The 26,026-nt window shown below is 69.4% G+C and carries 24 protein-coding genes and 1 pseudogene; 9 read left to right on the top strand and 16 right to left on the bottom strand.

Annotated elements, in window-relative coordinates:
- The first annotated feature begins 217 nt into the window (after positions 1–217).
- The 3 genes from AB0F01_RS30100 (at position 218) to AB0F01_RS30090 (ending at position 3,123) form a co-directional block, all read left to right on the top strand.
- Positions 218–1,408: a serine hydrolase domain-containing protein gene (locus tag AB0F01_RS30100; RefSeq protein ID WP_362102272.1), complete on the top strand. Its 1,191-nt coding sequence runs from the start codon at positions 218–220 to the stop codon at positions 1,406–1,408.
- 115 nt (positions 1,409–1,523) lie between these two features.
- Entirely contained in the window at positions 1,524–2,309 is a 786-nt protein-coding gene (locus AB0F01_RS30095) for an SDR family NAD(P)-dependent oxidoreductase (protein ID WP_362102270.1), read from the top strand.
- Positions 2,310–2,364: 55 nt separating this feature from the next.
- A complete protein-coding gene (locus AB0F01_RS30090) occupies positions 2,365–3,123 on the top strand; it encodes a TylF/MycF family methyltransferase (RefSeq protein WP_362102267.1) in 759 nt (252 codons plus the stop codon).
- 71 nt (positions 3,124–3,194) lie between these two features.
- Here the strand turns inward: AB0F01_RS30090 and AB0F01_RS30085 are convergent, their stop codons facing one another.
- The 4 genes from AB0F01_RS30085 to AB0F01_RS30070 are packed head-to-tail and all read right to left on the bottom strand — an operon-like array spanning position 3,195 to position 6,864.
- Entirely contained in the window at positions 3,195–4,109 is a 915-nt protein-coding gene (locus AB0F01_RS30085) for an aromatase/cyclase (protein ID WP_362102264.1), read from the bottom strand.
- Between the two features lie 2 nt (positions 4,110–4,111).
- Complete coding sequence (locus AB0F01_RS30080) at positions 4,112–4,357, bottom strand: acyl carrier protein (RefSeq protein WP_362102261.1); 246 nt, start codon at positions 4,355–4,357, stop codon at positions 4,112–4,114.
- A 39-nt stretch (positions 4,358–4,396) separates the two neighbouring features.
- Complete coding sequence (locus AB0F01_RS30075; RefSeq protein ID WP_362102258.1) at positions 4,397–5,602, bottom strand: ketosynthase chain-length factor; 1,206 nt, start codon at positions 5,600–5,602, stop codon at positions 4,397–4,399.
- Positions 5,599–6,864: a beta-ketoacyl-[acyl-carrier-protein] synthase family protein gene (locus AB0F01_RS30070; protein ID WP_362102255.1), complete on the bottom strand. Its 1,266-nt coding sequence runs from the start codon at positions 6,862–6,864 to the stop codon at positions 5,599–5,601. Before AB0F01_RS30070 ends, AB0F01_RS30075 begins: the two co-directional genes overlap by 4 nt.
- A gap of 150 nt (positions 6,865–7,014) precedes the next feature.
- Here AB0F01_RS30070 and AB0F01_RS30065 point away from each other — a divergent pair, with 150 nt between their 5' ends.
- The gene (locus AB0F01_RS30065) at positions 7,015–8,160 is read left to right on the top strand and encodes a glycosyltransferase (RefSeq protein WP_362102252.1); all 1,146 of its coding nucleotides are present in this window, start codon (positions 7,015–7,017) and stop codon (positions 8,158–8,160) included.
- Positions 8,161–8,182: 22 nt separating this feature from the next.
- Here the strand turns inward: AB0F01_RS30065 and AB0F01_RS30060 are convergent, their stop codons facing one another.
- The 5 genes from AB0F01_RS30060 to AB0F01_RS30040 are packed head-to-tail and all read right to left on the bottom strand — an operon-like array spanning position 8,183 to position 13,009.
- Positions 8,183–9,181: an NAD-dependent epimerase/dehydratase gene (locus AB0F01_RS30060; RefSeq protein ID WP_362102249.1), complete on the bottom strand. Its 999-nt coding sequence runs from the start codon at positions 9,179–9,181 to the stop codon at positions 8,183–8,185.
- Positions 9,181–9,768, bottom strand: coding sequence for a dTDP-4-dehydrorhamnose 3,5-epimerase (gene rfbC / locus AB0F01_RS30055; protein WP_362102246.1), 588 nt, complete (start codon positions 9,766–9,768; stop codon positions 9,181–9,183). Before rfbC ends, AB0F01_RS30060 begins: the two co-directional genes overlap by 1 nt.
- Positions 9,765–10,505, bottom strand: a complete 741-nt coding sequence (locus AB0F01_RS30050; protein ID WP_362102243.1) for a class I SAM-dependent methyltransferase — start codon at positions 10,503–10,505, stop codon at positions 9,765–9,767. The genes rfbC and AB0F01_RS30050 overlap by 4 nt, the downstream gene beginning before the upstream one ends.
- 24 nt (positions 10,506–10,529) lie before the next feature.
- Positions 10,530–11,657, bottom strand: a complete 1,128-nt coding sequence (locus tag AB0F01_RS30045) for a DegT/DnrJ/EryC1/StrS family aminotransferase (RefSeq protein ID WP_362102240.1) — start codon at positions 11,655–11,657, stop codon at positions 10,530–10,532.
- Complete coding sequence (locus tag AB0F01_RS30040; protein ID WP_362102237.1) at positions 11,654–13,009, bottom strand: NDP-hexose 2,3-dehydratase family protein; 1,356 nt, start codon at positions 13,007–13,009, stop codon at positions 11,654–11,656. The genes AB0F01_RS30045 and AB0F01_RS30040 overlap by 4 nt, the downstream gene beginning before the upstream one ends.
- A gap of 271 nt (positions 13,010–13,280) precedes the next feature.
- On the opposite strand from AB0F01_RS30040, the gene AB0F01_RS30035 reads away from it, so the two are divergent.
- Positions 13,281–14,444, top strand: a complete 1,164-nt coding sequence (locus AB0F01_RS30035; protein ID WP_362102234.1) for a serine hydrolase domain-containing protein — start codon at positions 13,281–13,283, stop codon at positions 14,442–14,444.
- Positions 14,445–14,481: 37 nt separating this feature from the next.
- Positions 14,482–15,696 carry a nucleotide disphospho-sugar-binding domain-containing protein gene (locus AB0F01_RS30030; RefSeq protein ID WP_362102231.1) on the top strand — a complete coding sequence of 405 codons (1,215 nt, stop codon included), beginning with the start codon at positions 14,482–14,484 and terminating at the stop codon, positions 15,694–15,696.
- 49 nt (positions 15,697–15,745) lie between these two features.
- On the opposite strand, the gene AB0F01_RS30025 is transcribed toward AB0F01_RS30030, so the two are convergent.
- The 5 genes from AB0F01_RS30025 to AB0F01_RS30005 form a co-directional block, all read right to left on the bottom strand.
- Positions 15,746–16,777: an LLM class flavin-dependent oxidoreductase gene (locus AB0F01_RS30025; RefSeq protein ID WP_362102228.1), complete on the bottom strand. Its 1,032-nt coding sequence runs from the start codon at positions 16,775–16,777 to the stop codon at positions 15,746–15,748.
- A 43-nt stretch (positions 16,778–16,820) separates the two neighbouring features.
- Positions 16,821–17,552 (bottom strand): SDR family oxidoreductase, encoded by a 732-nt coding sequence (locus AB0F01_RS30020; protein WP_362102225.1) that lies wholly within the window; start codon positions 17,550–17,552, stop codon positions 16,821–16,823.
- A gap of 74 nt (positions 17,553–17,626) precedes the next feature.
- Positions 17,627–18,058, bottom strand: a complete 432-nt coding sequence (locus AB0F01_RS30015) for a nuclear transport factor 2 family protein (protein WP_362102222.1) — start codon at positions 18,056–18,058, stop codon at positions 17,627–17,629.
- A gap of 154 nt (positions 18,059–18,212) precedes the next feature.
- Positions 18,213–19,151: an MBL fold metallo-hydrolase gene (locus tag AB0F01_RS30010; RefSeq protein WP_362102219.1), complete on the bottom strand. Its 939-nt coding sequence runs from the start codon at positions 19,149–19,151 to the stop codon at positions 18,213–18,215.
- Positions 19,152–19,198: 47 nt separating this feature from the next.
- Positions 19,199–19,984 carry an AfsR/SARP family transcriptional regulator gene (locus AB0F01_RS30005; protein ID WP_362102216.1) on the bottom strand — a complete coding sequence of 262 codons (786 nt, stop codon included), beginning with the start codon at positions 19,982–19,984 and terminating at the stop codon, positions 19,199–19,201.
- A 518-nt stretch (positions 19,985–20,502) separates the two neighbouring features.
- Between AB0F01_RS30005 and AB0F01_RS30000 the strand changes: the two genes are divergently transcribed.
- On the top strand, positions 20,503–21,678 hold the full coding sequence (locus AB0F01_RS30000; RefSeq protein ID WP_362102213.1) for a hydrolase: 1,176 nt from the start codon (positions 20,503–20,505) through the stop codon (positions 21,676–21,678).
- 59 nt (positions 21,679–21,737) lie between these two features.
- On the opposite strand, the gene AB0F01_RS29995 is transcribed toward AB0F01_RS30000, so the two are convergent.
- The gene (locus AB0F01_RS29995; RefSeq protein ID WP_362102212.1) at positions 21,738–22,646 is read right to left on the bottom strand and encodes a nitroreductase/quinone reductase family protein; all 909 of its coding nucleotides are present in this window, start codon (positions 22,644–22,646) and stop codon (positions 21,738–21,740) included.
- Positions 22,647–23,047: 401 nt separating this feature from the next.
- Here AB0F01_RS29995 and AB0F01_RS29990 point away from each other — a divergent pair, with 401 nt between their 5' ends.
- Positions 23,048–24,106 (top strand): superoxide dismutase, encoded by a 1,059-nt coding sequence (locus AB0F01_RS29990; protein ID WP_362102209.1) that lies wholly within the window; start codon positions 23,048–23,050, stop codon positions 24,104–24,106.
- A 226-nt stretch (positions 24,107–24,332) separates the two neighbouring features.
- Positions 24,333–25,508, top strand: coding sequence for an acyltransferase (locus tag AB0F01_RS29985; protein WP_362102206.1), 1,176 nt, complete (start codon positions 24,333–24,335; stop codon positions 25,506–25,508).
- Positions 25,509–25,900: 392 nt separating this feature from the next.
- Here AB0F01_RS29985 and AB0F01_RS29980 read toward each other — a convergent pair.
- Positions 25,901–26,026 (bottom strand): annotated as a pseudogene (locus AB0F01_RS29980) (IS5/IS1182 family transposase); the annotation flags it as partial.

The raw sequence follows: 26,026 nt of genomic DNA, 5'->3' as shown, positions 1-26,026 counted from the left end.
CGCGCGACCGGGGCGATTCGGACAACGTCGAGACAGCCGCGCACAAGTCATGTCCGAGCGGCGTGACAGCGGGACGCGAGCGGAACTCGACCAGTGCCCAGGCGCGGGTGTACCGGTGTGCGAGTGGTGGCCGGATGATCGCAGGAGAACAGCCCGCCCCGCCCGACCGTGCTCGGGCGGAACTCACGCACACCACCGGACAGAGGACATCCCACCCGTGCACGACTATCCCCACGCCGGCACCACCGACGGCGCCTTCGCCGAGGTCGACCGTGCCTTCCACCACAACTTCGCCACCGGCACCGAAGTAGGCGCCGCCGTCTGCGTCTACCACCGCGGCCGCCCCGTCGTGGACCTCTGGGCCGGCTGGGCCGACCCCGACCACCACAACCCCTGGACCCCCGACACCCTCACCGTCCTCGCCTCACCCACCAAGGCCCTGGCCACCACCGCCCTCCTCCACCTCGCCGACCGCCACCCGCTCGACCTCGACACCCCCATCGCGGCCCACTGGCCGGAGTTCGCCCGCCACGGCAAAGACGGCATCACCCCCCGGATGGTCCTCAGTCACCGGTCAGGCGTCGTGACCCTCGACCACGCCCCCCTCACCCACGACGCCCTGCGCGCCCACACGCCCATCGCCCAGGCCCTCGCCGAAGCCCGCCCCGCCTGGACCCCGGACAGCGCCCACGGCTACCACGCCACCACCTACGGCCACCTCGTCAGCGAACTCATCCGCCGCGTCACGGGACAGACCGTCGGCCAGTACTTCCACCACCACATCGCCACTCCCCTCGAGCTCGACGCCCACATCGGTCTCAAAGACCCCCACGCCCCCCTCGCCACCATGCTCGAATCCAAAGCCGAAGCCCTCATGGCAGGCGCCGACCCGGGGCGGGAACTGGACATGCTGGTGGCGCTCGGTGATCCCGAATCACTGACGTACCGGGCTTTGATCGGCAGCATGGACCTCACCGACGCGCTGGATCCTGCGGTGGAGGACCCCTCCTACGGAGGGCTGGCCAGTGCCCGGGCGATGGCCCGCCTGTTCGCCTCCCTCGTCGGCACGGTCGACGGCATCCGGCTCATCAGCCCCGCACGCACCGCCGAGCTGACCCGACCGCACTCCAAGGGCACCTGCCGGGTGGTGCTGCTGCCGAGTACCTGGGGGCTGGGCTTCATGCTCCCCGACAGCCCCGTGTTCCCCGCATCGGCCGGATTGACACCGCGTGCCTTCGGGTTCGACGGAGCCAACGGCACGTTCGTGTTCGCCGACCCCGGCCATGAGCTGGCCTTCGCCTACCTGCAGAACGCCGGCTCGCGGGCGATCGGCCGCATGAACGATCGTGCCCACCGCCTGGTCGAGGCCGTCTACCGCTCGGTCGGAGCCGCGCCGGGCCCTGCTTGAGAACTGGCTGCGGGCCCCTCGCCTCCCGGTGGCACATGGCTCTAACCGCGCTTGAGAGCGCTTCTAGGCAGTTCTGTGACGTTGGCGCTTCCGAGACGCAATCTGCGGAGGAACAGTGGTCGACACCACCACACGTACAGCACTCGTGACGGGTGCCACCAGCGGCATTGGTTTGGAAATCGCCAGGCGACTGGGACAAGAGGGCCACCGGGTCTACCTCTGCGCCCGCAAGGGCGACGTTCTGTCCGAGACCCTGGCCGCCCTGCGCGCCGAGGGAATGACGGTGGACGGGCAGACCTGTGACGTGACCTCGCGCGAGGACATCCGGTCGTTCGTCCGGGGCGCGGCCGAGCACTTCGGCCCCGTGGGCATCCTCGTGAACAACGCAGGCCGGTCGGGTGGCGGGGTCACCCGAGAGGTGCCGGACGAACTCTGGTTCGACGTCATCAACACCAATCTGAACAGTGTCTTCCTGATGACCAAGGACGTCCTCAACCACGGTGGAATGCTGGAGCAGGGGTGGGGCCGGATCGTCAACATCGCCTCCACGGGCGGCAAGCAGGGTGTGCTGCACGGCGCTCCCTACTCTGCGTCGAAGCACGGCGTCGTCGGGTTCACCAAGGCCCTCGGTCTGGAGCTGAGCAAGACGGGCGTCACGGTCAACGCCGTCTGCCCGGGCTTCGTGGAGACGCCGATGGCCGAGCGGGTGCGGGAGACCTACGCGGGGCTGTGGGGGGTCTCCACCGAGGAAGCACTGGCCCGGGTGAGCGCCCGGGTGCCCATCGGCCGCTACGTGACGCCCACCGAGGTCGCGGAGATGGTCGCCTATCTCGTCGGTCAGCACTCCGCCGCGGTCACGGCCCAGGCACTCAACGTCTGCGGTGGCCTCGGCAACTACTGACGGCCCCGGGCCGCACGGAGACCGGACCATGCACTCCAACGGGAAGGACGCGTCCATGGACGGCAACAACAGCGAACAACTCTATCTCGATCTCCTGGAGAAGGTGGTCACCAATATCATTTACGGTGACGCCCCCTTGCCGAACGAATGGTTCCCCGAGCGGAGTTTTCTGCCGGAGCACCGAGAGACCGGAATGGACTGGCCCAGTGTCGCGCACACCATGGTCGGGCTGAAGCGCATTCGCAATGTCCGGAACCTGCTCGACCGAGTGGTCGCGGACGGTGTTCCCGGTGATTTCATCGAGACCGGTGTGTGGCGCGGCGGTGTGTGCATTTTCGCGCGCGGTTATTTCAAGGCGCACGGCATTACCGATCGGCGGGTCTGGTTGGCCGACTCCTTCCAGGGGATCCCGGACACCGGTGCGGACGGCCACCCGATGGACCGGGAGATGGCGCTGCACGATTCCAACCACGTCCTCGCCGTGTCCCAGGACGTGGTCCGAGCGAACTTCGAGCGGTACGGGTTGCTGGACGACCAGGTTCGGTTCCTGCCGGGCTGGTTCCGCGACACGCTGCCGTCCGCCCCCGTGGAGCGGCTGGCCGTGCTGCGGCTGGACGGCGACCTGCACGAATCGACGATGGACGCCCTGAACAACCTCTACCCCAAGTTGTCCCGTGGTGGCTTCGTCGTCATCGACGACTACTTCATCCCCGCCTGCCGCAAAGCCGTCGACGAGTTCCGTGACCGGCACGGCATCACGGACGCCGTCGAGCCCATCGACGACTACAGCGCCTATTGGCGCCGCACGGCCTGATCCGCGGCCGTCACGCCGACGGCGGCCCGCAGCCCTCGAAAGGGCCGCGGGCCGCCGTCGTGTGCGGGCACTCAGACGATGCTGCCGATGTGTTCCAGTGTCGTGCGGCTGTTGCGGCTGAGGGCGTCCTGGACGAACCGGCGCGCCTCGGCCGGCGTGGTGCCCTCGCCCAGGACGTTCCGTACGCCTTCGGGATTCAGCACGACGGTGTGTGTGGAGGTCACTTCTGTGCCCTCTGCTGTTTCGCTGAGCTCCCACACGCCGCTGTGCCCCAGCAACAGTCGGGGCGGCACGAGTTGCTTGTAGGCGATGCGCTCGTCGGTCACGCACACACGGATCGACCGGGTGGTGTGCCCCGAACCATCGGCGGTCACGGTGTCCATCTCCATGTCCTGGACACCAGGGGCCGGTTCGCCGAGCACCACGCGTCGTACGTGCGGCAAGTGCTCGGGCCAGCGGTCCGACCGGTGCAGGAAGCCGTACGCCTCCCGCACGGGGCGGGCCACGGTGACGCGATCGGTGAAGGAGAACACCGCGTCATCCAGGCAGAGTTGGGCCACCTGGGACAGAGCGTTCAGTTCACTCGGGCTGTTACGGTCCAGCGCGGTGTTAATCCACTCGAGTACGTCGGGGGAATCGTCCACGGCGGTGAAGTCGTGCAGCAGGGTGATCCGGGTGGCGCCGTCCGGCAGCGGCTCGAAGATCCACTCCCCGCCCATCGAAGCGACCGGCGGGGCGCTGCGCTCCTGGTCGAAGTGGATCCGCAGCCCCTCGGGGTCGAGCTTGCGCCGTGACACCCAGCTCTTCACCTCGCCGTTGACCATGGCCCACAAGTGAAACCGCTCCGTGTGCGGACCACGCTCCAGGTGGTGCACGTGGACGGTCGGCTTGAAGATGGCGGGCCAGCGGCGCACATCGGCCGCGAGTTCGTACAGCGCCCGTGCAGGAGCGGGCGACACCAGGGTGTGTCGGGTGTGCCGCCGCATGGCTAGTTTACCGCCGTGCGCGCGTCGTTGACGGCTTGCAGCAGCTCGCGCGGCGTCCTGGGAGCGCCCGCGACCTCAACGCCGTACTCGCGCTCGACGATCGTGGTGGTCTCCATCACCGCCAGCGAGTCGTATCCCAGTTCGTCAAAGGTGGAGTCCAGGATGTCCCCGTCCAGCGAAGTGCCCTCGTCCCCGGCGCATTCGGCGAGAATCCTGCGCACGTCGCCCACGGTCATGGTGGTGTTCATCGTCTTTCCTTCTCTCGGTGGTGGGCAGGCTTGGGTGGGTCAGCGGTCGCCCGCGCGCACCACGGCGGCCGCGTTGAAGCCCCACTTGCCCCGGGCCAGGACCAGGGCGGTGGACAGCCGCGCGTAACGGGGCGAGCCGAGCACCAAGTCGATGCCGTAGTCGTCGGGCACGTCGTGGGTGGCGGCGGTCGGCGGAATCACCCCGTCGCGCAGGCAGAGCAACGCCGCGACCACGTCCAGCGGGCCGCCACCGGACATCAGCCGTCCGGTGAGTGCCTTGGGCACCGTGACAGGCACGGCGCGCTCGCCGAAGACGTCGCGCAGCGCCGCTGCCTCCTGCCGGTCGAGTTCCGCCACCCCCGCACCGTCCGCGAGGACCACGTCGACGTCATCAGACGCCACCCCGGCGTCGGTCAGGGCGAGCTCGATGGCGCGGCGCAGCGCGGGCGGGCGCGAGGAGCCGGGCGGCGGGTCGAAGGTGCTGGCGTGTCCGGCGATCTCCCCATACACCCTGGTCACGCCGCGCCGCCGCGCGGAGGCGGCCTCTTCCAGCACCAGCAGGGCACCGCCCTCGCCGGGCACATGCCCGCTCGCGCTCCGGTCGAACGGGAGGTAGCCGTGCGGGCTCACCCGCCCGCCGGACACCTGGGCCGCCCAGCCCCAGGGCTCGAGCGCGGAGTCCATCCCGCCGGTGACGACCAGCCGGGCGCCGTCGCGGATCGCCCTGCGGGCGTGTCCCAGGGCGTCGAGGCCACCTGCCTGCTCGGCGACCAGCGCCTTGCTCGGTCCGCGCAGCTTGTGCTTGATCGAGATCTGGCCGGTGTTGACAGCGTAGAACCAGGCGAAGGATTCGTAGACACTGACGTGCTTGGGGCCCCGCGTCCAGAGCTTTGCGAACTCGCGGTGGGTGAACTCGAAGCCGCCGAAGGCGTTCGACGTGACCACACCCATGTCGTAGTCGGCCAGTTCGGCGAGGTCGGCGCCCGCGTCGGCCAGCGCCCAGTCCGCTGCGGCGAGCGCGAAGCGGGTGGACGGGTCGGTCTGCGGCAGGAGCCGGTTGGACAGGTGCTCGGCGGGGTCGAAGTCGGTCACTTCTCCGGCGAGGCGCGCGGCGGACCCGGTGGTGTCGAAGCGGCTGATTTCCGCGATGCCGCTGTGCCCCTTGAGCGTCGCGGTCCAGAAACCCTCGGCGCCAAGTCCGTTGGGGGACACTACTCCCAGGCCGGTCACCACAGCGGCGGTCATGACGCTCCTTCCGGCTGCCGAAGCAGCATCGCGCTCTGGAAGCCACCGAACCCGCTGCCGACGGTCAGCACGGTGTCCACTCGCTGTTCCCGGGCGGCTAGCGGGACGTAATCGAGATCGCACTCCGGGTCGGAGTGGTGCAGGTTGGCGGTCGGCGGAACGACGTTGTGCCGCATCGCGAGCAGGCAGGCCGCGATCTCTACCGAACCGATGGCACCCAGCGAGTGCCCGACCATGGATTTGATCGAGCTGACCGGGGCGCGGTAGGCGTGCTCGCCCAGAGCACGCTTGAACGCAGCGGTCTCGTGCCGGTCGTTCTGCACGGTGCCCGAGCCGTGGGCGTTGATGTAGTCCACCGAGGTGGCGTCGAGCCGGGACTGGTCCAGCGCGGCTCGGATGGCCTCGGCCATCTCCCGGCCATCGGCTTTCAGTCCGGTCATGTGGTAGGCGTTGCAGCGGCTGGCGTACCCACTGGCCTCGGCGTAGATGTGGGCGCCGCGGGCGCGGGCGCTCTCGAGGGTCTCGAGGACGAACACGGCCGCACCCTCGGCCAGCACGAACCCGTTGCGGGTGGCGTCGAAGGGCCTGGACGCGCACGCGGGGTCGTCGTTGCGATTTGTGGTGGCCTTGATGGCGTCGAAGCTGGCCACGACGATGGGGGTGATGGGGGCGTCGGTGGCCCCGCTGATCACCACATCGGCGCTGCCGTCGGCGATCAGTTGTACGGCGTTGCCCACGGCGTCCAGCCCGGAGGTGCAGCCGTTGGAGATCAGCGACACCGGTCCTTCGGCACCCACGGTCCAGGCGAGTTCAGCGGGCATCACGCCCGGGGTGAGGTAGTCGTACATGTGCGGGGACAGGTAGGCGTGGTCCACCTGCCACTGCCGGCCCGCGTCGGACAGCACCAGATATTCGTTCTCCAGACTGGTGGCGGACGCTACGGCACTGCCCAGGCTCACCCCGATCCTGGCCGGGTCCAGGGCGTTCACGTCGAGCCCGCTGTCGGCCACGGCGTCGCGGGCACAGACCACGGCGAGCTGGGTGGCCCGGTCCATGCGCCGTACCTCACGCGGCGTCAGGCCCTCGGCGGCGGCGTCGAAGTCGCATTCCCCGGCGATTCGGGAGCGGAACGGAGATGCGTCGAAAAGGCTGATCCGGCGGGTGCCGGTGCGCCCGGAGGACAACAGAGACCAGAGCTCCTCCGCGCCGTTTCCGCCCGGCGCGCGTACCCCCATCCCGGTTATCACGACACGGCGGGACATGTACTCGGTCTCCTCCTTGCACGGTGCCAGCGCGCCGGGAACCCGGCGCCGCGTTCCTTCCTAGGCCGCCGCAGTCAACCGCTGCTCGAGTACAGCTCAACCGGTGTGGTACTCGAGCGACCCTTGAGCGAGACCCGCGATCGTGACGCCATGAAGATCGTGTTTCTTACCGGCGGGAGCCCCGCGACCGTCTTCGCTCTGTCCCCCCTCGCCTCGGCTGCCCGGCTCGCAGGCCACGAGGTCCTCGTCGCGTCCCCCGCGGACATGACCTCGTACGTCCTGTCCACCGGACTGCCCGTGGCCGCCGTGGTCGATGGCACGATGCGCGACTTCATGTTCCGGGACGGGACGGGGCGGCCCTTGACGGTCCCGGCGGACCCGGACGAACGCCTGCTGTTCAACGGGCATGGCTTCGGCCGGCTGGCACGCGCGTGTCTGCCCGGCCTGCGCGAGCTGGCCGCCGACTGGGAGCCGGACCTAATCGTCGGCGGCTCGCTGTGCTACGCCGCTGCGATAGCCGCCCACGAGCTGGGATTGCCGTGGGTCCGGCACACCTGGGACCTGGGGGAGCCGCCGGCCATCGACGCGGGCGCGGCCTTCGAACTGGCTCCGGAGCTGGCCGGAGCGGGCCTGGACGGGCTGCCGGCAGCCGATCTGTGGGTGGACATCTGCCCGCCTGGTCTGCGGTTGCCGGGGCGAGGGCCACGCCAGGGCATGCGGTTCGTGCCCTACAACCAGCGCCGTCCCCTGGAATCCTGGATGCGGCGGCGCGGCGAACGCTCCCGGATCTGTGTGACGGCGGGCAGCCGGGTGTCGGAAGAGGAAGAGGTCGCCTGGCTGGTCGACCTCGTCCGGGCACTGAGGTCGCTCGACGCGGAGTGCGTGATAGCCGCCCCCGAGGCGGTGGCGGGCTCCCTGAGCGAGGCGGTGCCGGAGGCGCGCGTCGGCTGGTTCTCTCTGGACACGCTGCTGACCACGTGTGACCTGATTGTCCATCACGGGGGCGGGCAGACCACCCTGACGGCGCTGCACGCGGGCGTCCCTCAGCTGCTGCTGCCCACCATCCCCAAGATGGTGGAGCCCTGTTGCCGGGTGGAAGGGCGCGGCGCCGCCGTGACACTGCCGCAGGAACGGCAGACCGTGGCCGAGGTGGCGCGGGCCGCCGCACGGCTGCTGGCTGCCCAGGAGCCCCGGGCAGCGGCGCAGGAGCTGCGCACGGAGATCGCGCGACAGCCGTCGCCCGCCCGGGTGGTGGACGTCCTGGAGGACCTGATACGGGAGGCGGACCGGCGGTGACCCCGCGCGGGCACGCCCCGCGTCAGCGCCGTGTGGCCAGGGCCGCGACCGTACGGTCGAGCGCGGTGTCCAGCGGGGTGACGGCGCGCCAGCCGGTGGCGGCTACGAAAGCCGACGGATCGACGCACAGGCTGCGTACGTCGGTCCCCTCCGACTCCGCAGGCGCAGGCACCGTGCCCACCGGCACCGCGGGGATCCCCTGGTGCCGGGCGACGGCGTCGGCGACGGTTCGGAACACGTCGCCAAGGGACCGGGGTTGTCCCGTGCCGACGAGGTAGTGACGTCCGGCGAGCGCGTCGACTTGGCCGAGGGCCGTGACGAAGGCGCGCGCGGCGTCCTCCACGTAGAGGAAGTCCCGACGCACCGTGCCGTCGTTCCACAGGGTGAGCGGTTCCCCGGCGAGCGCGCGCCGGGCCATGGTGGAGACCACGCCCCGGTCCTCGGCGGTCGACCCGGACGGGCCGAACACCGGGGGCAGCCGCAGGCTCACCGCCCGGACGGCACCGGCCGTGGTGGCCTCCTTCAGCAGTAGCTCCGCGGTGTGCTTCTGCCGGTCGTACTCGCCTTGGGGCCGGTCCGTCTCGGTGCCGTCGATCCAGTCACTGTCGACCGGCCCGACTTGGGTGTTGCTGCCGGGGAACAGCACGGCGGGCGGGGCCGCCCCGGGACGGCGGGCGGCGGCGAGTACCTCGACCAGGTCGCGCACGACACCGACGTTCACCCTTTCCGCGGCCGAGTCCCCCTCCGCGAGTCGCCAGCCGGACGCGCCGCGGATGCGTGCGGTGAAGGGCAGCACGGCGTCGGCGCCGTGCACCGCGCCGGCGAGGGCCGCCCGGTCGGTCAGGTCGGCGGCGCGGCACTCCGTGCGGGCGCGGGCTCCGGCGGGCGGCCGAACCGGCCGCCGGGAGACTGCCCGCAGCCGGACGGGCAGCTCCGACAGCGCGGCAAGGACGGCGGAGCCGAGGAAGCCCGAGGCGCCCAACACCACGACGAGCGGCCGGTCGTCCAGCCGGGCGCTCATCAGGCACCGCCCTGGAGCGCGGCGTAGTCGGGCAGCAGCCCGGCGCCACGGGCGGCGGCCAGCGTGGGGGCGTCCTGGTCCCGGTCGGAGAGCACCGGTTCGAGGCCCGTCGGCAGGTCCAGGCCCAGCGCGGGGTCCAGCGGGTGCACGGCACGCTCCTTGTCCGCGCGGTAGGTGGCCGAGAGCAGGTAGACCATGGTGGTGTCGTCCTCCAGGGCGACGAACAAGTGGCCTACCCCGGGCGGCAGGTACAGCGCGGTGCCGGTGTCCGGGGACAGTTCCACGCGGTCGTGGCGGCCGAACGTCGGGGAGCCCAGCCGCAGGTCGACGACGACGTCCCATGCCCGGCCGCCGGTGCACAGCACGTACTTGGCCATGGAGCCGGGTGTCGCGGTGAAGTGAATCCCGCGCACCACACCGCGCCGGGAGCGGCTGGTGCTGACCTGGGCCACCGGGAACAGCGGGCGGCCCAGGGCGCCGGTGTACGCGGGGTTCTGGTGGGGCGAGCAGAAGCTGCCGCGCCGGTCGTGGAAGATCTCCGGCTCGAAGACGTGGGCGCCGAACACGGCCAGTTCCCGGGTCCTCACGGGCGGGCTTCCCGGGGCGTGGCGACGAAGAGTCCGGGCCCGAACAGCTCGTCCCGAACGTATTCCAACTCCAGTCCCGCGCGTTGGAAGGCGACTTTGTAGTCGGAGCGCGCGAACAGGCTCATCACGTGGGTGTCGGTGAAGTGCTCCACACCGGTGGCGGGTGCAGCGACGGTGTAGTGCACGTCCATGCGGCTGCTCGTCCCCTCGCGTACGGTGTGCGAGACACGGGCAATGGTCCGGCCGCCGACGGTGACCACGTCGGCGCCGACATAGCCGGGCAGGAAGCTCTCGGGGCACCACCAGGGTTCGACCACGAGTACGCCGCCGGGCTCGAGGTGGTCAGCGAGGTTCTGCACGGCTTGGTCGAGGTCGTCGGTGGTCGCCAGGTAGCCGATCGAGCTGAACATGCAGGTGACGGCCGAGTAGGTGCGGCCGAGCCGGAAGGTGCGCATGTCCCCTTGGTGGCAGGGCACGCCGGGGTTGGTGCGGGCGGCGACGGCGAGCATCTGCTCGGAGAGGTCGACTCCGGCGGCCTCTTCGAACGTCTTCGCCAGTTCGCGCAGGTGCGAGCCGGTGCCACAGGCGACATCCAGCAGCGAGCGGGCGCCCGGTGCTCGCTGCGCGATCAGTTCGCGTACCAGGGCTGCCTCGGCTCGGTAGTCCTTTCCGCGGCCGAGGTAGAAGTCGTGGTAGACGTCGGCCCGTTGGTAGATGGTGTCCGAAGTGGGGTGCATGGTGGGTTGTTCACCCTTCCTGGTCTAGTCGAGGGTCCGCAGGACGTCGCGCAGGGCGTCGATGACCTTGTCCTGCCGGGCTTGCGTGAGCGAGGGGTACATCGGGAGGGAGAAGATCCTCCGGGCGAGTTCCTCCGTGACGGGCAGGGAGCCCTGCTCGACGCCGAGGTGGGCGAAGCCCCGCATGGTGTGCACCGGCCACGGATAGCTGATGTTCAGCGCGATGTCGTAGCGCTCCCGGAGCCGCCGGATCACCTCGTCGCGACGCGGGTGGCGGACGACGTACACGTAGTAGACGTGTTCGTTGCCCTCGGTGATCGCGGGCAGCTCGAGGCCGCCGGACCCGCACAGGTCACCTAGCCCCTGGGCGTAGCGCTCGGCGATGGCTCGGCGGTCGGCGATGTAGGTGTCCAGGCGGGTGAGCTTGCGGCGCAGGATCTCGGCCTGCACCTCGTCGAGCCTGCTGTTGTGCCCGGGGGTGCGTTCGACGTAGTAGACGTCCTCCATGCCGTAGTAGCGCAGTCGGCGCATGGCCCGGTCGACGTCCTCGTCGGCGGTGAGCACCGCCCCGCCGTCTCCGTAGGCCCCGAGCACCTTGGTGGGGTAGAACGAGAAGGCCGAGGCGTCGCCCGCGGTGCCGGCGAGGCGGCCGTCGCGGCGGGCGCCGTGAGCCTGGGCGCAGTCCTCCACGATGCGCAGACCGTGGGTGCGGGCGATGCGGAGCAGCGGCTCCATGTCAACGCACTGGCCGTAGAGATGGACCGGCACGATGGCCTTGGTGCGCGCGGTCACGGCGGCCTCGACGAGGTCGGTGTCCATCAGGTGGTCCTCTGCCCGCACATCGACGAAGACAGGGGTGGCGCCGGTCCCGTCGATGGCGACCACGGTGGGCGCCGCGGTGTTGGACACCGTGATCACCTCGTCGCCGGGGCAGACCCCGCACGCCTCCAGGGCGAGTTTGACGGCATTGGTGCCGTTGTCGACCCCGGTGCAGTGAGGCAGACCGTGGTAGGCGGCGAACTCCGCCTCAAAGCCCCGGACGCTCTCGCCCAGGACGAGCCTGCCGCTGGCGAAGACCTGTTGCACGGCGTCGAGGATGTCGTCCCGTTCAGCCTCGTACTCCGCGAGGTAGTCCCAGACGTGGGTGGTCACTCGTTGTCCTCCTTGTAGAAGCCGAGGAACGTCAGGAGGCTGCGCGCTTCGACGTTCAGATGGTTGCCGTACCGGACGAATTCGGTGAGCTGGCGCGGGGTGACCCACGCGTAGTCGGGCGGTACGTCCAGGGGGAAGTCGTCCTCGACCTCCACCAGCAGATAGCGGTTCTGCGCGTGGTAGAAGCGTCCGCCCTCCTCGGACTGGACGCTGTCGTGCCGGATGCGGTCCGGAGCGGCGGCCAGTACGTGGTGCAGGAAGGTGGGCGCGTGATCCGGGTGCAGCAGGCTGTAGTTGTCGGGCTGACACTGGACGGTGGGGGCCATCTCGACGCCGTCGAGTGCCCCGGTCTCGGTGCGGGCGTGCAGCAGCAGGTGAGGGACGCCTCGTAGGCGCCGGACGAGAAAGGCGATGACCCCCTGGCTGCGTGGTTCGAACATCGGCTGATGCCAGTGGGTGACCTCTCGGTCGGGTGCTTCGACCGCCACGCCGACCACTGCGAAGTGCTGGCCGCGGTCGTGGACGACCGAACCTCTGCGGTGGCTCCAGCCGTGTATCCCGGTGAGTGGGACGAGCCGGCGGGTCAGCACGCAGCGGTTCTTGGCCTCGGTGAACCAGCTGAGCAGTTCCACAGTGGTATGCAGGGCGTACCCGGCGGTCCACGAACGCGCCAGTGCGGCACCGAACGAGTTCCCGGCCGGCGGCTGCCGCGGGGTCCGCAGGGCGGCAGCGCCCGCGAGCACGGTACGGGTGTCCATGTTGACCAGGTTCGGTTCGCGCAGCAGCGCGGCGATCTGCTCGAAGCTCAGCCAGCAGAAGTTGGGCAGCAGCGGGACGTCCTGGTCGACCTGGACAATCATGTTGCGGTTGCGTTTGGCCAGAAACCAGGATGCCTGTTCGGACTGGAGAACGTCGGACAGGATGCGGCCGACGCGCGGGGTGGTGAAGTGGTCGAGGTACGGGACCGCCCTGCCGCCGTGCACTCCGGTGAAGTTGCTCCGGGTGGCCTGCACGGTCGGCGACAGTTGCAGGCCGTTGACGTTGCCGGGTTCCATCTTCAGCTGCAGCAGGCAGTGCGGGACCCCGTCGAACTCCTTCACCAGGATGCCCAGGATGCCTTGTTCGGGCTGCACGATGATGGGCTGTTGCCAGGCGTCGATCGCGCGCCCGGAGCGGACCACGTCGAGCCCCTGAATGCTGAAGAACCGTCCGGTGCGGTGGACGAGGTTGCCGGTGCTCGGCTCGGTCGTCCAGCCGTCCAGTGCTTCGAGGGCGATTCTCTCTGTGCGAGATTTCTGGCTACGGCGCTGCTCGGTGTACCAGGCATGGAATGAGGCTATGTCCGCGAACACGACTGCACCCCCTGCACCGGAATTGCTCGGCCACTGGCGGATAAGCACGGATACTCCAGCGATGCTTTCCTTCTGCGAAATCGCATGGTGGCGATCCTGCCAGATCCGCCGTTTCCCGGGAGAGGCTGCTTTATCGCGTTACGAGTGAGGAGTGACCGAGATTCGAGTGGTGTGCGAGTGGTGGCCGGATGATCGCAGGAGAACAGCCCGCCCCGCCCGACCGTGCTCGGGCGGAACTCACGCACACCACCGGACAGAGGACATCCCACCCGTGCACGACTATCCCCACGCCGGCACCACCGACGGCGCCTTCGCCGAGGTCGACCGTGCCTTCCACCACAACTTCGCCACCGGCACCGAAGTAGGCGCCGCCGTCTGCGTCTACCACCGCGGCCGCCCCGTCGTGGACCTCTGGGCCGGCTGGGCCGACCCCGACCACCACAACCCCTGGACCCCCGACACCCTCACCGTCCTCGCCTCACCCACCAAGGCCCTGGCCACCACCGCCCTCCTCCACCTCGCCGACCGCCACCCGCTCGACCTCGACACCCCCATCGCGGCCCACTGGCCGGAGTTCGCCCGCCACGGCAAAGACGGCATCACCCCCCGGATGGTCCTCAGTCACCGGTCAGGCGTCGTGACCCTCGACCACGCCCCCCTCACCCACGACGCCCTGCGCGCCCACACGCCCATCGCCCAGGCCCTCGCCGAAGCCCGCCCCGCCTGGACCCCGGACAGCGCCCACGGCTACCACGCCACCACCTACGGCCACCTCGTCAGCGAACTCATCCGCCGCGTCACGGGACAGACCGTCGGCCAGTACTTCCACCACCACATCGCCACTCCCCTCGAGCTCGACGCCCACATCGGTCTCAAAGACCCCCACGCCCCCCTCGCCACCATGCTCGAATCCAAAGCCGAAGCCCTCATGGCAGGCGCCGACCCGGGCGAGGTGGAGGAGTTGCGCGACCCCACATCGCTCACCTATCGGGCGACGATCGGCAGCATGTCGCAGGACCCGGCGGATCCGGCGGTGGAGGACCCCTCCTACGGAGGGCTGGCCAGTGCCCGGGCGATGGCCCGCCTGTTCGCCGCCCTCGTCGGCACGGTCGACGGCATCCGGCTCATCAGCCCCGCACGCACCGCCGAGCTGACCCGACCGCACTCCACGGGTCCCTGCCAGGTGATGTACCTCCCGCTGACCTGGGGCCTGGGCATGCAGTTGGCGGACAGTCCGGTCTTCCCCGCGGAATCCGGACTGAAGAATTCCTTCGGCCTCAGCGGGGCGAACGGCGTTTTCGTCTTCGCGGATCCGGAGGCCGAACTCGCCTTCGCCTACACCCCCAATGCGGGTTCCGCACAGATGGGCGGAATGGACGAGCGGGTGCGTGGACTTGTCGAGGCCGTATTCCATTCGGTCGGGCACACCGGGTGACGGCCGGCTGGGTTTCTCTTTCAGAAAGGAACTGAAAATGCGGATCCTGTTCCCGGCCGCACCGGGATACGGTCTGATGCTGCCGATGGTGCCGCTGGTGTGGGCGGCCCGGGCGGCGGGGCACGAGGTGCTGGTCGCCACCACGGCGCACATGGTGAAGATCGCGGCCGCTTCGGGGCTGCCGGTCGTCGATGTCTTTCCGCAGCGGGACATCGGTGAGGACCTGGTGGCCGAGGACTCCGGCGACCGGTCCGGGGAGGTACCCGACGGCTACTGGGAACTCGCTCGCTCCATGCGCCCGTTCGACCTGTTCACCCTGGCCATGACGGAGGGCACCGTCACCGCCGGCAGGGACTTCCGGGCAGACCTGGTGGTGTACTGCTCCGACCACCAGGCCGGCAAGCTCGCGGCCGTGGCACTCGGCATCCCGGCGCTGGAGGTAGGCAACCGGGTCTCCTGGTCGCTGCGGGACCCGGAGGTACGCGAGGCCACGGGACTCAACGCCCGCATGGGTATGCAGCCGGACGACGCCCCCGTCGTACGGGAGCTGCGCGACCGGCTCGGGCTCGGCGACAAGGGCCCGGACCTGCTCGGCCGGGTCGACCCCCGTGCCCCCAGCCTCGGCGGACTGACCGGGGAGGAACCCGACGAGCGGGACGGCGTGCCGTGGCTGCCGATGCGCTACGTGCCCTACAACGGGGGCGCCGCACTGCCGGACTGGGCGCTGCGCCGCCCCGCGCAGCCCCGGATCTGTCTGACCTTGGGGACAGTCGCGCCGCTGCTGCCCGGAGGCAGCGGCATGCTCAAGCAACTCGTGGACTCACTCGCCGGGATGGACGCCGAGGTGGTGCTGGCCGACGACGAGACGGACCTGAGCCTGCTGGAGCCTCTGCCCGCGAACCTGATCCCGGCCGGTTTCGTGCCCCTCACCGCCTTCTTGGCAGACTGTTCCCTGGTGGCGCACCACGGCGGCTCGGGCACCACGGCGGCTGCGCTCCACTACGGTGTCCCGCAACTGGTGGTGCCCAGCGGCGCGGACAACGACCTGTGCGCGCGCCGTGTGGTGGACCGAGGGGCCGGCCTGTCCATCGCCCCCGCCGAACTGCACGCCGCCGCCGTGCGTGCGGCTGCCGAGCGGCTGCTCTCCGAGGAGAGCTTCCGGCGAGCGGCCGCCGAAGTGCGCGCCGAGATGTCGCGCCAGCCCTCTCCCGCTGCGCTGCTCGACTCCGTTGTCGGCCGGCTGGGCCGCTGACCCGGGCGACGGGCGGGGTGGGCACCGCGTCGGTGGCCACCCCGCGTTGTCAGTCGCGCACGCCGGACCGCTCGAGCGCTTCCATGGCCTGTTCCAGGACCGTGATCCTTTCGTCGAGCCCGGCCTGCAAGGCCGAGATCATGATGCTCAGGGTGGTCACGCCCGCGTCGGCGTACGCGCGCATCCGCTCCGCGATTCGTTCGACCGGCCCGACCAGCGACGTCTCGTCGATGAACGCGGCGGGTACCGCCTGCGCGGCTCCTGCCCGGTCCCCGATCGCCATCAGCCGGCTCACCTCGGCGGCGCCCTCACCGTGGCCCATCCGGGTGGCGAGCTTGCAGTAGAAGTTGCGCTCCCGGGCGCCGATGCCCATGAGGTAGGCGTAGTGGCCGCGCAACCGTTCGACGCAAGAGGCCACGTCCTCGCCCACGGAGGTGGCCAGGCAAGGCATCACGTCGAAGCCGGTCAGCGGCCGGTCCACGCGCTCGCGGCCGGCTGTGATTCGGGCAACCGAATCGGCCACCTGGCCAGGAGTGGCGAAAACACCGATCCATCCGTCGGCGATCTCACCCGCGAGTTCCAGGTTCCTCGCGCCGACGGCCCCCAAATAGACCGGGACCGAGCCTTCCCACTCGGTGATCACGTGCAGCGGGGCGGCGCCGGAGCCGGAGGAGGGCAGCCGGTGGTGCCGTCCCTCGTAGCGCACCGGCTTACCGTCCAGAGCCAGCCGCACCACCTCGACGTACTCGCGGGTTCTGGCCAGCGGCTCCGCGAAGGGAACGCCGTACCAGCCCTCCGATACGTCCGGGTTGGAGACGCCGAGTCCCAGCCGGAACCTGCCGTTGGACAGGGCCTGGAGCGTCGCAGCGGTCAGGGCGGTCAGTGCGGGGGTGCGCGCGGGGATCTGCATCACGCCGGAGCACAGGCCGATGCGCTTTGTACGGCCCGCCACCAGACCGAGGACGCTGGCCGCGTCCGAGCGGTACCCCTCGGGCGCGAGTGCCACGTCGTAGCCGAACTGTTCTGCCGCGACCGCGAGTTCGCCCGCGCCCTGATACGTGAGGTTCACGCCTAGCTTCATGAATTCCTCTCCTGTGCGTCGGCGGCGGAGGTGTGGCGCGATGTCATATCAGCAGGTGAGCGCCGCCGTCGGCGAGCACCACTTCACCGGTCGTGTAGGCCGCCCGGTGAAGTCCGAGGACGAGTTCGGCGACGTCGTCGGGGGTTCCGGTGCGGCGCAGCGGGGTGACGGCCCGCACCCGCTCCCGCACCTCGGTGAACGTCTCCGCCCAGGGCGTGTCGATCAGGCCCGGCGCCACCGCGTTGACCCGCACGTCGGGTCCGACGGCAGCGGCCAGGAGCCGGGTCATGTGATTGATGGCGGACTTGCTCACGGCGTACGGGATCGAGCTCCCGGCAGGACGAACCCCGGCGACGGATGAGATGTTGACGACGTGACCGGCCCCGGAGCTGCGCAGCAGCGGCATCGCGGCGACGGTCGTTTGCCAGGTGCCGATGACGTTGACATCGAGGATGGCCCGCCACACGTCGTCCGTCACCGCCTCCAGGTCGCCGTGCGGGATGGCACGGGTGACGCCCGCGCAGTTCACGAGCAGGTCGAGGGCGCCGTGTTCGTCCTCCACGTACTGCAACAGCGTGCGGACCTGTACTGGATCCGCTATGTCCGCTCGGACATAGCGGGCGTCTGGCATCTCGGCGGCCAGCGCCCGCCCGGCCTCGGTGTTCATGGAGCCGTTGACGACCACGGCCATTCCCTCGGCGGACAGCCGACGGGCGATGGCGGCGCCGATCCCGGACGACGATCCGGTGACCACCGCGACGGGTTTGTGTGCCATCGGGGGCAGTGTCCTTTCACTAGCGTGGGTGCGCGCTCGGGGCGCCCGGTGGAGCGGTGGTGCGGTGGCCCGGGTCAGCGGAGCTGATCGTGCTCGACGCGTCGGGAGCGGTTGCGGACCGTGCCGCCCCCGATCTCCAGTACGTCGTGGACCAGACAACTCGGCCCGACTAGGGGTTCCTTGACGTCTGGCCGGACGGTGAGCACCAGGGCGTAGAACGTGGCGTCGTAGGCCCCGTCCACGCGTCGCTCCAGGCGGATCATGTTGAACCAGTGGCGACGCTGCACCGGGTTGTCGCGGAACCGCTCATGGAAGGCGCGCAGTTCGCGGACGATCCCGGCGTGAGTGCGGGCCGGCTCGACGCCGGGCGTGTGCTGGAACTCCCCGTCGGGGGTGAAGGTGGCGGCGTACTCTTCGAACCGGCCGTCGTCGAGACACTGGACCTGGTGGGCATAGTGCTGGTCGACGTGGGCGCGGAGTTCGGCGAGGGAGAGAAGGTCGGTCATCGGGGCTCCGGTGCTCGGTTTCATGCGGCGCCGGGGTGCGCTCACGCACCCCGGCGCCGATGTTGAAACGTCGGCCTAGAGCCCGGGTCGAAATACCCTTGAGTCCACGTCGGGCGTCGGTGGCCGTCGCCCCTCTCAGCCGCGGTCGCCGCTGTCAGGCAGTGCACCGCAACGGGGCGCCTCGGTAGCTGACCATCTCCTCGAAGACATGGGCCATCTCCTCGATAACGGCCGTCATGTCCAGCGAGGAGTCGTGCCCGAGTGCGCGCTCCTCGGCGTACGCTCGGTGCAGATTAGGGATGATCCGCTCCGGTTCGAGCAGCTCGGCGAAGGGGCCCAGGTCGGCTTCGCGTGCCACCTCACTGGGTGTCCGTCCCGCGGCCATCCCGTCCTGGGCGAGCCGCTGGATCCACAGCAGGTACGCCTCGGTCGTGTCGAGGAGTTCCAAGCCACCGACCGGTCCGTGACCGGGCACCACCACTTCGGGGTTCAGTTCGCGCATCGCGCGGATGGCCCGCAGGGAACCGGCTACCGACCCCATGGGGCAGAACGGGGTGACGCCGGACATGATGACGTCACCGGTGAACAGCACCCTGCGCTCCGGAACCCACACCAGCGTGTCGTTGGTGCTGTGGGCCACACCCGGATGGTGGAGGCAGACGGTCAGTTCGCCCACATGGAGCGTCAACTCGGCCCCGTAGGTGACCGTGGGTGGCACCAGTTCGATGCGTCCCCATGCCACGTCCGGCCACAGCCCGGTCAGGTGCAGTCCCGCCGCCATCATCTCGCGCCGGGTTTCGTGGTGTCCGTACACAGTCGCCTCCGGGAACAACCAGTTACCGAAGGTGTGGTCCCCGTGGGAGTGCGTGCTGACCAGTGCGGTCGGCACCGGTCTTCCGTCGTCCAGGACCCGTTCGCGGAGCAGCCGGGCGCGCGCCTCGGTGGCCACGGTGTCGACGAGCGCGGAGCTGTCGCCGGAGACAAGGAGTCCGGCGTTGTTCACGCACCAGCCTCCGTCGGGCTGGACGTAGGCGAAGACGCCCCCTGCCACCTCGTGCAGGACCGCGTCGGCCGGGGCCGGGGTTCGGGACATGGGCGGACCGTCTCCTTCGTGGGACGCTCGCGGGTTTCGTGACGCGGTCACGTGAGGACGAACTCGCGCAGCGACAGTTCGCTGGTGTTGGAGAGTAACTCTCGGTACAGGTTTTGAAGCCGCGCGGACGGCTCGACCCCCAATTCCTCCGCGAGTGACTTGCGAAGAGCGCGGAAGACCTCCAGCGCCCGCCAGGAAGCCCCCGACCGCTGATAGGCGATCATCAAACACGCGGCGATGTTCTCGTGCAGGGGATGCTGGGCGAAAAGCTTACTCATCCGAGGGATCAGCATGGTGTGTTTGCCGAGCCAGAGGTCGGCCAGGATGTGCTGCTCCTGCGCCCGTATGCGTGCCTCGTTCATGCCGACGATCTCGGCACCGAGAACTTGGCCCATCGGCACGTCCATCAATGCCGGGCCGCGCCAGAGTTCCAGCGCCGGCCCCAGAATCCTGGAGGCAGCGGCGGCGTCCCCGCGGCCGAGCGCGCTGGCCCCGGAGGCCGCGAGCCGCTCGAATTCCACGAGGTCGAACGTGCCGTCGGCCTCAACGGAGAGCTGATAGCCGTTGTAGCGGGTGGCCAGCAGGCCCTTGGGCGACTGCTCGGCGTCGTCCGGCAGTGCGTCCGCTATCAGGCGACGCAGGTGGAGCACGTACGTCTGGAGGGTGGTCAGCCCGCTTTTCGGAACGTTGCCGCCCCAGATCTCCTTCATGAAGGTCGGCACCTGCACGACCCGCCCGCTGCGCAGCGCCAGCAGGGCGAGCAGTTGCCGCGGCTTCCCCGCCGTCGGCACGATCGACCGCCCGCCAAGAGTCACCGTCATCGGTCCGAGCACGCCGATGCTTATGGAGAGAGCAGGACCCCCTGCACACGTCGATTTCGTCACGCCAAAGTCCCCCGACTAATAGAGAAAAAACCCATGTCCGGCGCACCCGCAAGGAACGTCACAATATGGACAGTCGACGATTTCAAGCCAGCGGCCGCACTGGTCAGTACGGCCACAAATACGCCAGTCGTCTCGCTCCCCGGGCTACCCCGTCGGCAACATCGATCGAGCGTACGGCCGACCACCCTAAGGATCAAGTAAACCCCTAGTCTGGGACGAGGTGAATCCTAGTCCTGGCTATCCTCAGGAAGTCGCGCCGAGATAGAGGTGACCTGCCTTCTCCGGCATAGCGGAATGGGCGGCGCCCGCCGATCCAAGAAAAGATGCAGAACCTCCCTGCATAGTTCCGTGATATCTCCCACACCTACGGAGCGAGCCGCTCCAGCGTGGCTCTAGCGGAATTTGAGCGAGTTCCGAAGCGGCTGTCCCATGCTCGGCGAGCACCGATGTGGAAGGAGAACGTCCCGATGCCCCGACAGAACCCGCCACAGCCGCGCCTGGCACAGGCGGCGCACGGGGCCGCTCGTGTCGCATCCGCCCACGCCGAGCAGGCCGAGATCCACCGGTCGCTGGCGCCCGAGGTGATGGCGGCTCTGGTCGGCGCGGGCTTCGCCCGGCACTTCGTACCGGCCGCGCACGGCGGCCGGGCCGGTCAGCAGACCCCCGGTACGGATGGTGGTTCCTTTACCGCGCTCCTCCCCGCGGTCGGAGCGCTGGGCGCCGTCTGCCCCTCCGCCGCGTGGTGCGCCTCCATCATGGCGGGGCTCGCGCGCATGGCCGCCTTTCTGCCTGAGGAGGGACGCAAACAGCTCTGGCAGGACGGCCCGGACGCTGTGATCGTGGGGTCGGTCTCGCCCAAGGGACGTGCCCGCCACACGGAGGGCGGCTGGCTGCTGTCCGGGGAGTGGCCGTACGTCAGCGCCGTCTCGCACTCCGACTGGGCGCTGGTGCTGGGACTGGTCGAGCAGCCGGACGGCGGCACCGAACGCCGGATGTTCGCGCTGCGCCGCGCCGTTTACCGCATAGAGCGGACCTGGTCCGACATCGGCATGCGGGGCACCGGCAGCGACTCGCTGGTCGCCGAGGACGTTTTCGTCTCCACTTCGCTCACCTTCCGGGCCGAGGACCTGATGGCCGGGCGTGCGCCCGGGCCGGCGGCTCGTTGTCACACCGTGCCCCTGCCGGTGGTCAACGGACTCTTCTTCACCCTGCCGATGCTGGGTGCCGCCCGTGGGGCGCTGGCGCAGTGGCTGGCCCTCGCGGAGAAACGCCTGCATGCGCTGGGTCCCGGTGTACCGGGCCCCGGCCGCTCCCTCTACGAAGAGACCTTGGCTCGCAGCTCCGGTGAGATCGATGCGGCAGAACTGCTGCTGGGCCGTGTAACCGCTCTCGCCGACTCCGGTACGGACGTCACAGCCAAGGACGCAGCGCGCTGCCAGCGCGACTGCGCCCTTGCGGCAGATCTGCTGGTCGGCGCCGTGGAGCGGCTGTTCCGCTCCGCTGGAACAGCGGGGCACAGCGAGCACTCCCCGCTGCAACGGCTGTGGCGCGACGTCCATTCAGCGGCCGGGCACGTAGTGCTCCAGTTCGGTCCCGCCGCGATGGCCTACGCACAGCAGGTGTTGTCGCCTCCCGCACCCTGAACACGGGACGAGCCCCCGGCCAGGCAGGCCGGGGCTCGCGCGCGGACGTGGCCGGGCTGTCAGGCGGGCGGCCCGGGCGGGAAGGGGATCTCCGCGAGCACCGGGATCAGCTGTTCCTCCTCGTAGTCGAGGTGCGCCGTCAGCTCGTTGGTCATCCGCTCCAACTCGACCCGGAACTGCTCGGGATCAGCCTGCACGATGTCGGTGAGCAGGGTGGCGAGCTCCTGCTGGAGCCGCGCGACGGTGCTGTGCTCGGAGCGCAGCCTCTCGAAGGCGTCCTTCAGATGAGGGTGCGCAGCCTCCATTGCGGGGAACAGGTGCGCGTCCTCGCTCATGTGGTGGAACTCCAGCGTCTGGCAGAAGGCCAGGCAGTGCTGCCGGATCTGGAGTCCGAGCCCCGGCACTGGCTGCTCGTCCCCGTCCGGCCGGGAAGCCCGCGCCGTGAAGTAGGCGTCCACCTCGGCACTCACGTGCCGTAGCTGCCCGCGCAGCCAGACATGGACCTCGACCAGCTTGTCGGCGAGGTTCTTGACCGTGCCGGGCCCCTCGCCGGGCGCCGGGTCGCTGCGCTCCAGCACCACGACGGGCAAGATCCGGTCAGTGTTCTCCTGGTACTCGCCGTAGCCGGGCTCGGCCTGTACGACGTGCGAGAACAGGCGGTCGCGGTCCTCCCCCTCGGCAGGCACCGCAACGGCCTCGTACTCCTCCGTCCCGGTCTCCACCCGCACCAGCGGGGTGGCCAGGAGGTTGTGGTACCAGGCGGGGTGGACGGGCCCACCGAGGTTGGAGCCGACGACGAGCAGCCCACGCTCGTGACGGACGTAGCCCAGCGGGGTGGTGCGCTCCTCGCCTGACTTGGCGCCGGTTGTGGTGAGAAGCAGCAGATCGCTGCCCTCGAACGGGCCGCCGACCTTTCCTCCGTTGGCTCGGAACTCCTCGATGACCCATTGGTTGAAGGGCGTGGACATACGAAGTGGGATCTCCCTGGATGGTGGGACGCACAAGGCGCGGTACTGGTTACAGCGGGACGGTGCCCCGCAGAGGCCGGCTGTGTTGGCCTGCTTGGCGGATGCGCACGGTCTCCAGTCCGGGCAGCCAGGTCACGGCGTTGCGCCTCGGTGCGACAGGAGAGGCTGGTCTACCAAGCACAACGAGGGCTTCGGGCACCCGACAGCGGAAAAGCGGCGAAACGCGCCGGCTCAGGCTTCGCCTGTGATGGATGAACGCATGGGGGTCATTCCCTGGTGACAGGTGGTCGCCCGATCGTCGGCCGGCCCAAGACTCTTTGGCCGACGCCACGCGCCACGCCTCCATTGGAACGATCAACGTTGGGCGCTGTCAAGGCGACAGGGTCGGCAGTGAGCGGGATTTGAGCCATCCTCAGGCGGAACGGACCAGCATGCCGCTGGTGATCACCAAGACCAGACGAACGCAGCCGTCGGCCGACATCCCGCTGATCCCCCGGGGCGGCACGAGCCTGTCCCGGAGGCGACTCCTCGGCCTGGGAGCGGCACTGGGTACGGTCGCGCTGAGCCCCGCTCCTACGGCCGCGGCCCGCCCAGCAGACACGCCCTGGCCCACGCTGCTTCACCTGCCCGATGGCTTCCACCCGGCCGGCATCGGCATCGGCCCGGCGCCGTACGCGTACTTCGGCTCCCTGCTGGGCGGCGCCATCCAGCGTGTCCGCCTGTCCACAGGCGAGGGCACGCTGATCCACCCGGGCTCCGGCGAGGGCCACTACGCCGTCGGCATCGAGGTTGACGCCCGTCAGCGTCTGTTCATCGCAGGCGGCTGGGGTCGGACCATCACCGTGATGGACGGCACGGCCGGCCGCATCCTGCGGACGTACGAGGTGGGCACCGCCGACACCTTCGTCGACCATGTCGTGCTGACCCCTCGCATGGCCTGGGCCACCGACTCCTTCACCGGGCAGCTCTACGGCCTGCCACTCGGTTCACGCGGCGAACTTCCCACCGCCGACGCGGTGGTGACGCTCCGACTCTCAGGGGAATGGGTCCAGGGGCCCCTGGACGGCCTCACCGCCACGGGTATCGCGGCGACCCCGGACGGACGGGCACTGCTCGTGGTCAACATTCTTCCCAACGGCGGCGGACTGTTCCGCGTGGACCCGTGCACGGGCCGGGCACGCCGTGTCGATCTGGGCGATACCGAACTCCCCACGACCAACGGCATTCTCGTGCACGGCCGCACCCTCTACGCACCCAGGACCTCCGACGTCGCTGTCTTCCGTCTCGACCCCACGGGCCATCACGGCCGCCTGGTCGAGACGATCACCGACCCCCGTCTCGACACGCCGTGCGCGGCGGCGGTGTACCGCGACCGCATATACCTCCCCAACGCCCGCTTCCCATTGCCGCCCACCCCCGAGACCCCCTACACCGCGGTGGCGGTGCCGCTCCGGCGGTGAAGGCAGGGAGACGGGAGGGACGCCCGGCGGCAGTCAGGACAAACAGGTTGTGAGGGCAGGCCGCCAGGCGGCGCGCTCGACTGCGACTTGGAGACCTCGATGCGTGTGGGAAGGGGTCCGCGCTGACGTAGGTCACGTACTGCTTGACCGTCCGGACGGCGGCGACGAGCGGGGCTTCAGTTGTAGGCCGGGACGAGCCGGCCCTTGATGGCGATGGAGAGGGAGCATGACCAGCGCACAGAAGGAAGCATCGGAGTCTCCGGATTCCCTGGCGGATTTACCCCTACAGCTGAATTCGCTGACCGGGCTTCGTTGGGTCGCAGCGTGCATGGTGTTCGTATCGCACGTGGCGTATGTCGCTCTGCCGACGGGTGAGGTGGGCCAACGGATCGGCACCTTCGCCTTCATGATGGGGTACCTCGGGGTCACCACCTTCTTCGTGCTGAGCGGATTCGTACTGACCTGGTCCGCGCGCACAGAGGACACTGCGCCGAAATTCTGGCGGCGCCGTTTTTTCAAGATTTACCCGAATCACCTCATAGGCTTTCTGGCCGGAGTCGCTTTCATGACCTGGTGGGGTCAGGGGATATTTCTGTCGGTGGGTGACCAACTGCCCGCACTGATCCCACAATTGCTGCTCGTCCACAGCTGGATCCCCGATCTCGACCTGGCCTTCTCCTTCAACCTCGTCAGCTGGACGCTGTCCGTCGAGGCCCTCTTCTACTTTTGCTTTCCGCTCCTGCTCAAGGCGGTGCGGAGGATCCGTCCGGAGCGGTTGTGGTATTGGGTCGGCGGCGTGGTTCTGCTGATCTTCGCAATTCCCCAGGCGGCGAAGCTGCTCCCGGCCGGAGAGCTGAGTTTCGAGGGACTGACCACCTGGGAGTACTGGTTCATCTACGTCCTGCCTCTGGCTCGCATGGGGGAGTTCGTCCTCGGCGTCCTGCTGGCACGGATCGTGCTGGAGAAGCGTTGGATCAAAGTTCCCCTGTGGCTGGCCTGGCTCGTCCTCGCAGGTGGTTACGCGGTGGTGTTGAAGGCCCCGAAGGACTACGCGATCGTCGCGGTCGGCGTCCTGCCGGTCGCGGTACTGATAGCAGCGGCGGCCATGTCGGACGTCCAGAAGCGCCGTTCCCTGCTGTCCGGGCCGGTCATGGTCTGGCTGGGAAGCATCTCCTACGCGTTCTACCTCCTGCACTTCTTCGCGATCCAGGTCGTCCTCCACGTCATCGGGCTCGACTTCCGGCCCACCAACCTGAGTTCCGTCGCGTTCGTTCTGGGCTCCCTGGCAGTCGCGGTCCTCGCCGCGTGGGCTCTGTACGAACTAGTGGAGAAGCCGATGATGCGGAGGTTCGCCACGAAGCGCCGCGGCGAGGGCCGGCCGTCCGCCGTCGTACGTTCCTGAGACGCCGCGGAAGTTCGCCGCCTCGCATGGAAAAGGGGAGCGGGCCTGCACATCACAACTGGTGACGTGCAGGCCCGCTCCCCTGTTCTCCGGTGGCCTGGCTCGGTCAGTCCGGCGATCTTTCAGCGAGTCGCGCGCCCGCTCTCGGTAGGAGGCGTTGCCGAGGATCTGGTGACCGGCCTTGACCACGAGGGTACGTGCTTCGTCGTGGGCGGCGCACAAACCCGTTGTGGGAGCGGGCACTTGTCCGCCTATAGCCTCGCCGTTTTGCTTGGGTGTGGCGGCTTTCGAGGCAGGAATACGAAAGTGCCTTCCTCACCTGGGACGTCAGGCGCCTAAGGGCTGTCCCGTAAATGATCTTTGACGTGCCTGGTGGCCTGCTGGTTTCTGCGTTACCCGGCTAGGACGAGGTTGTGGAGGGAAGCGATGCCGAGCATGGCGTGGTGGACGCCGTCGCCTTTCAGTCGGCAGTCGCGAAGGATCTTCCAACCCTTCATCCGCGCGAAGACGTGCTCCAC

The organism is Streptomyces sp. NPDC029526, from assembly GCF_040637405.1.
Taxonomy (GTDB): domain Bacteria; phylum Actinomycetota; class Actinomycetes; order Streptomycetales; family Streptomycetaceae; genus Streptomyces.
This window is presented reverse-complemented; position numbering and strand designations above follow the sequence as displayed.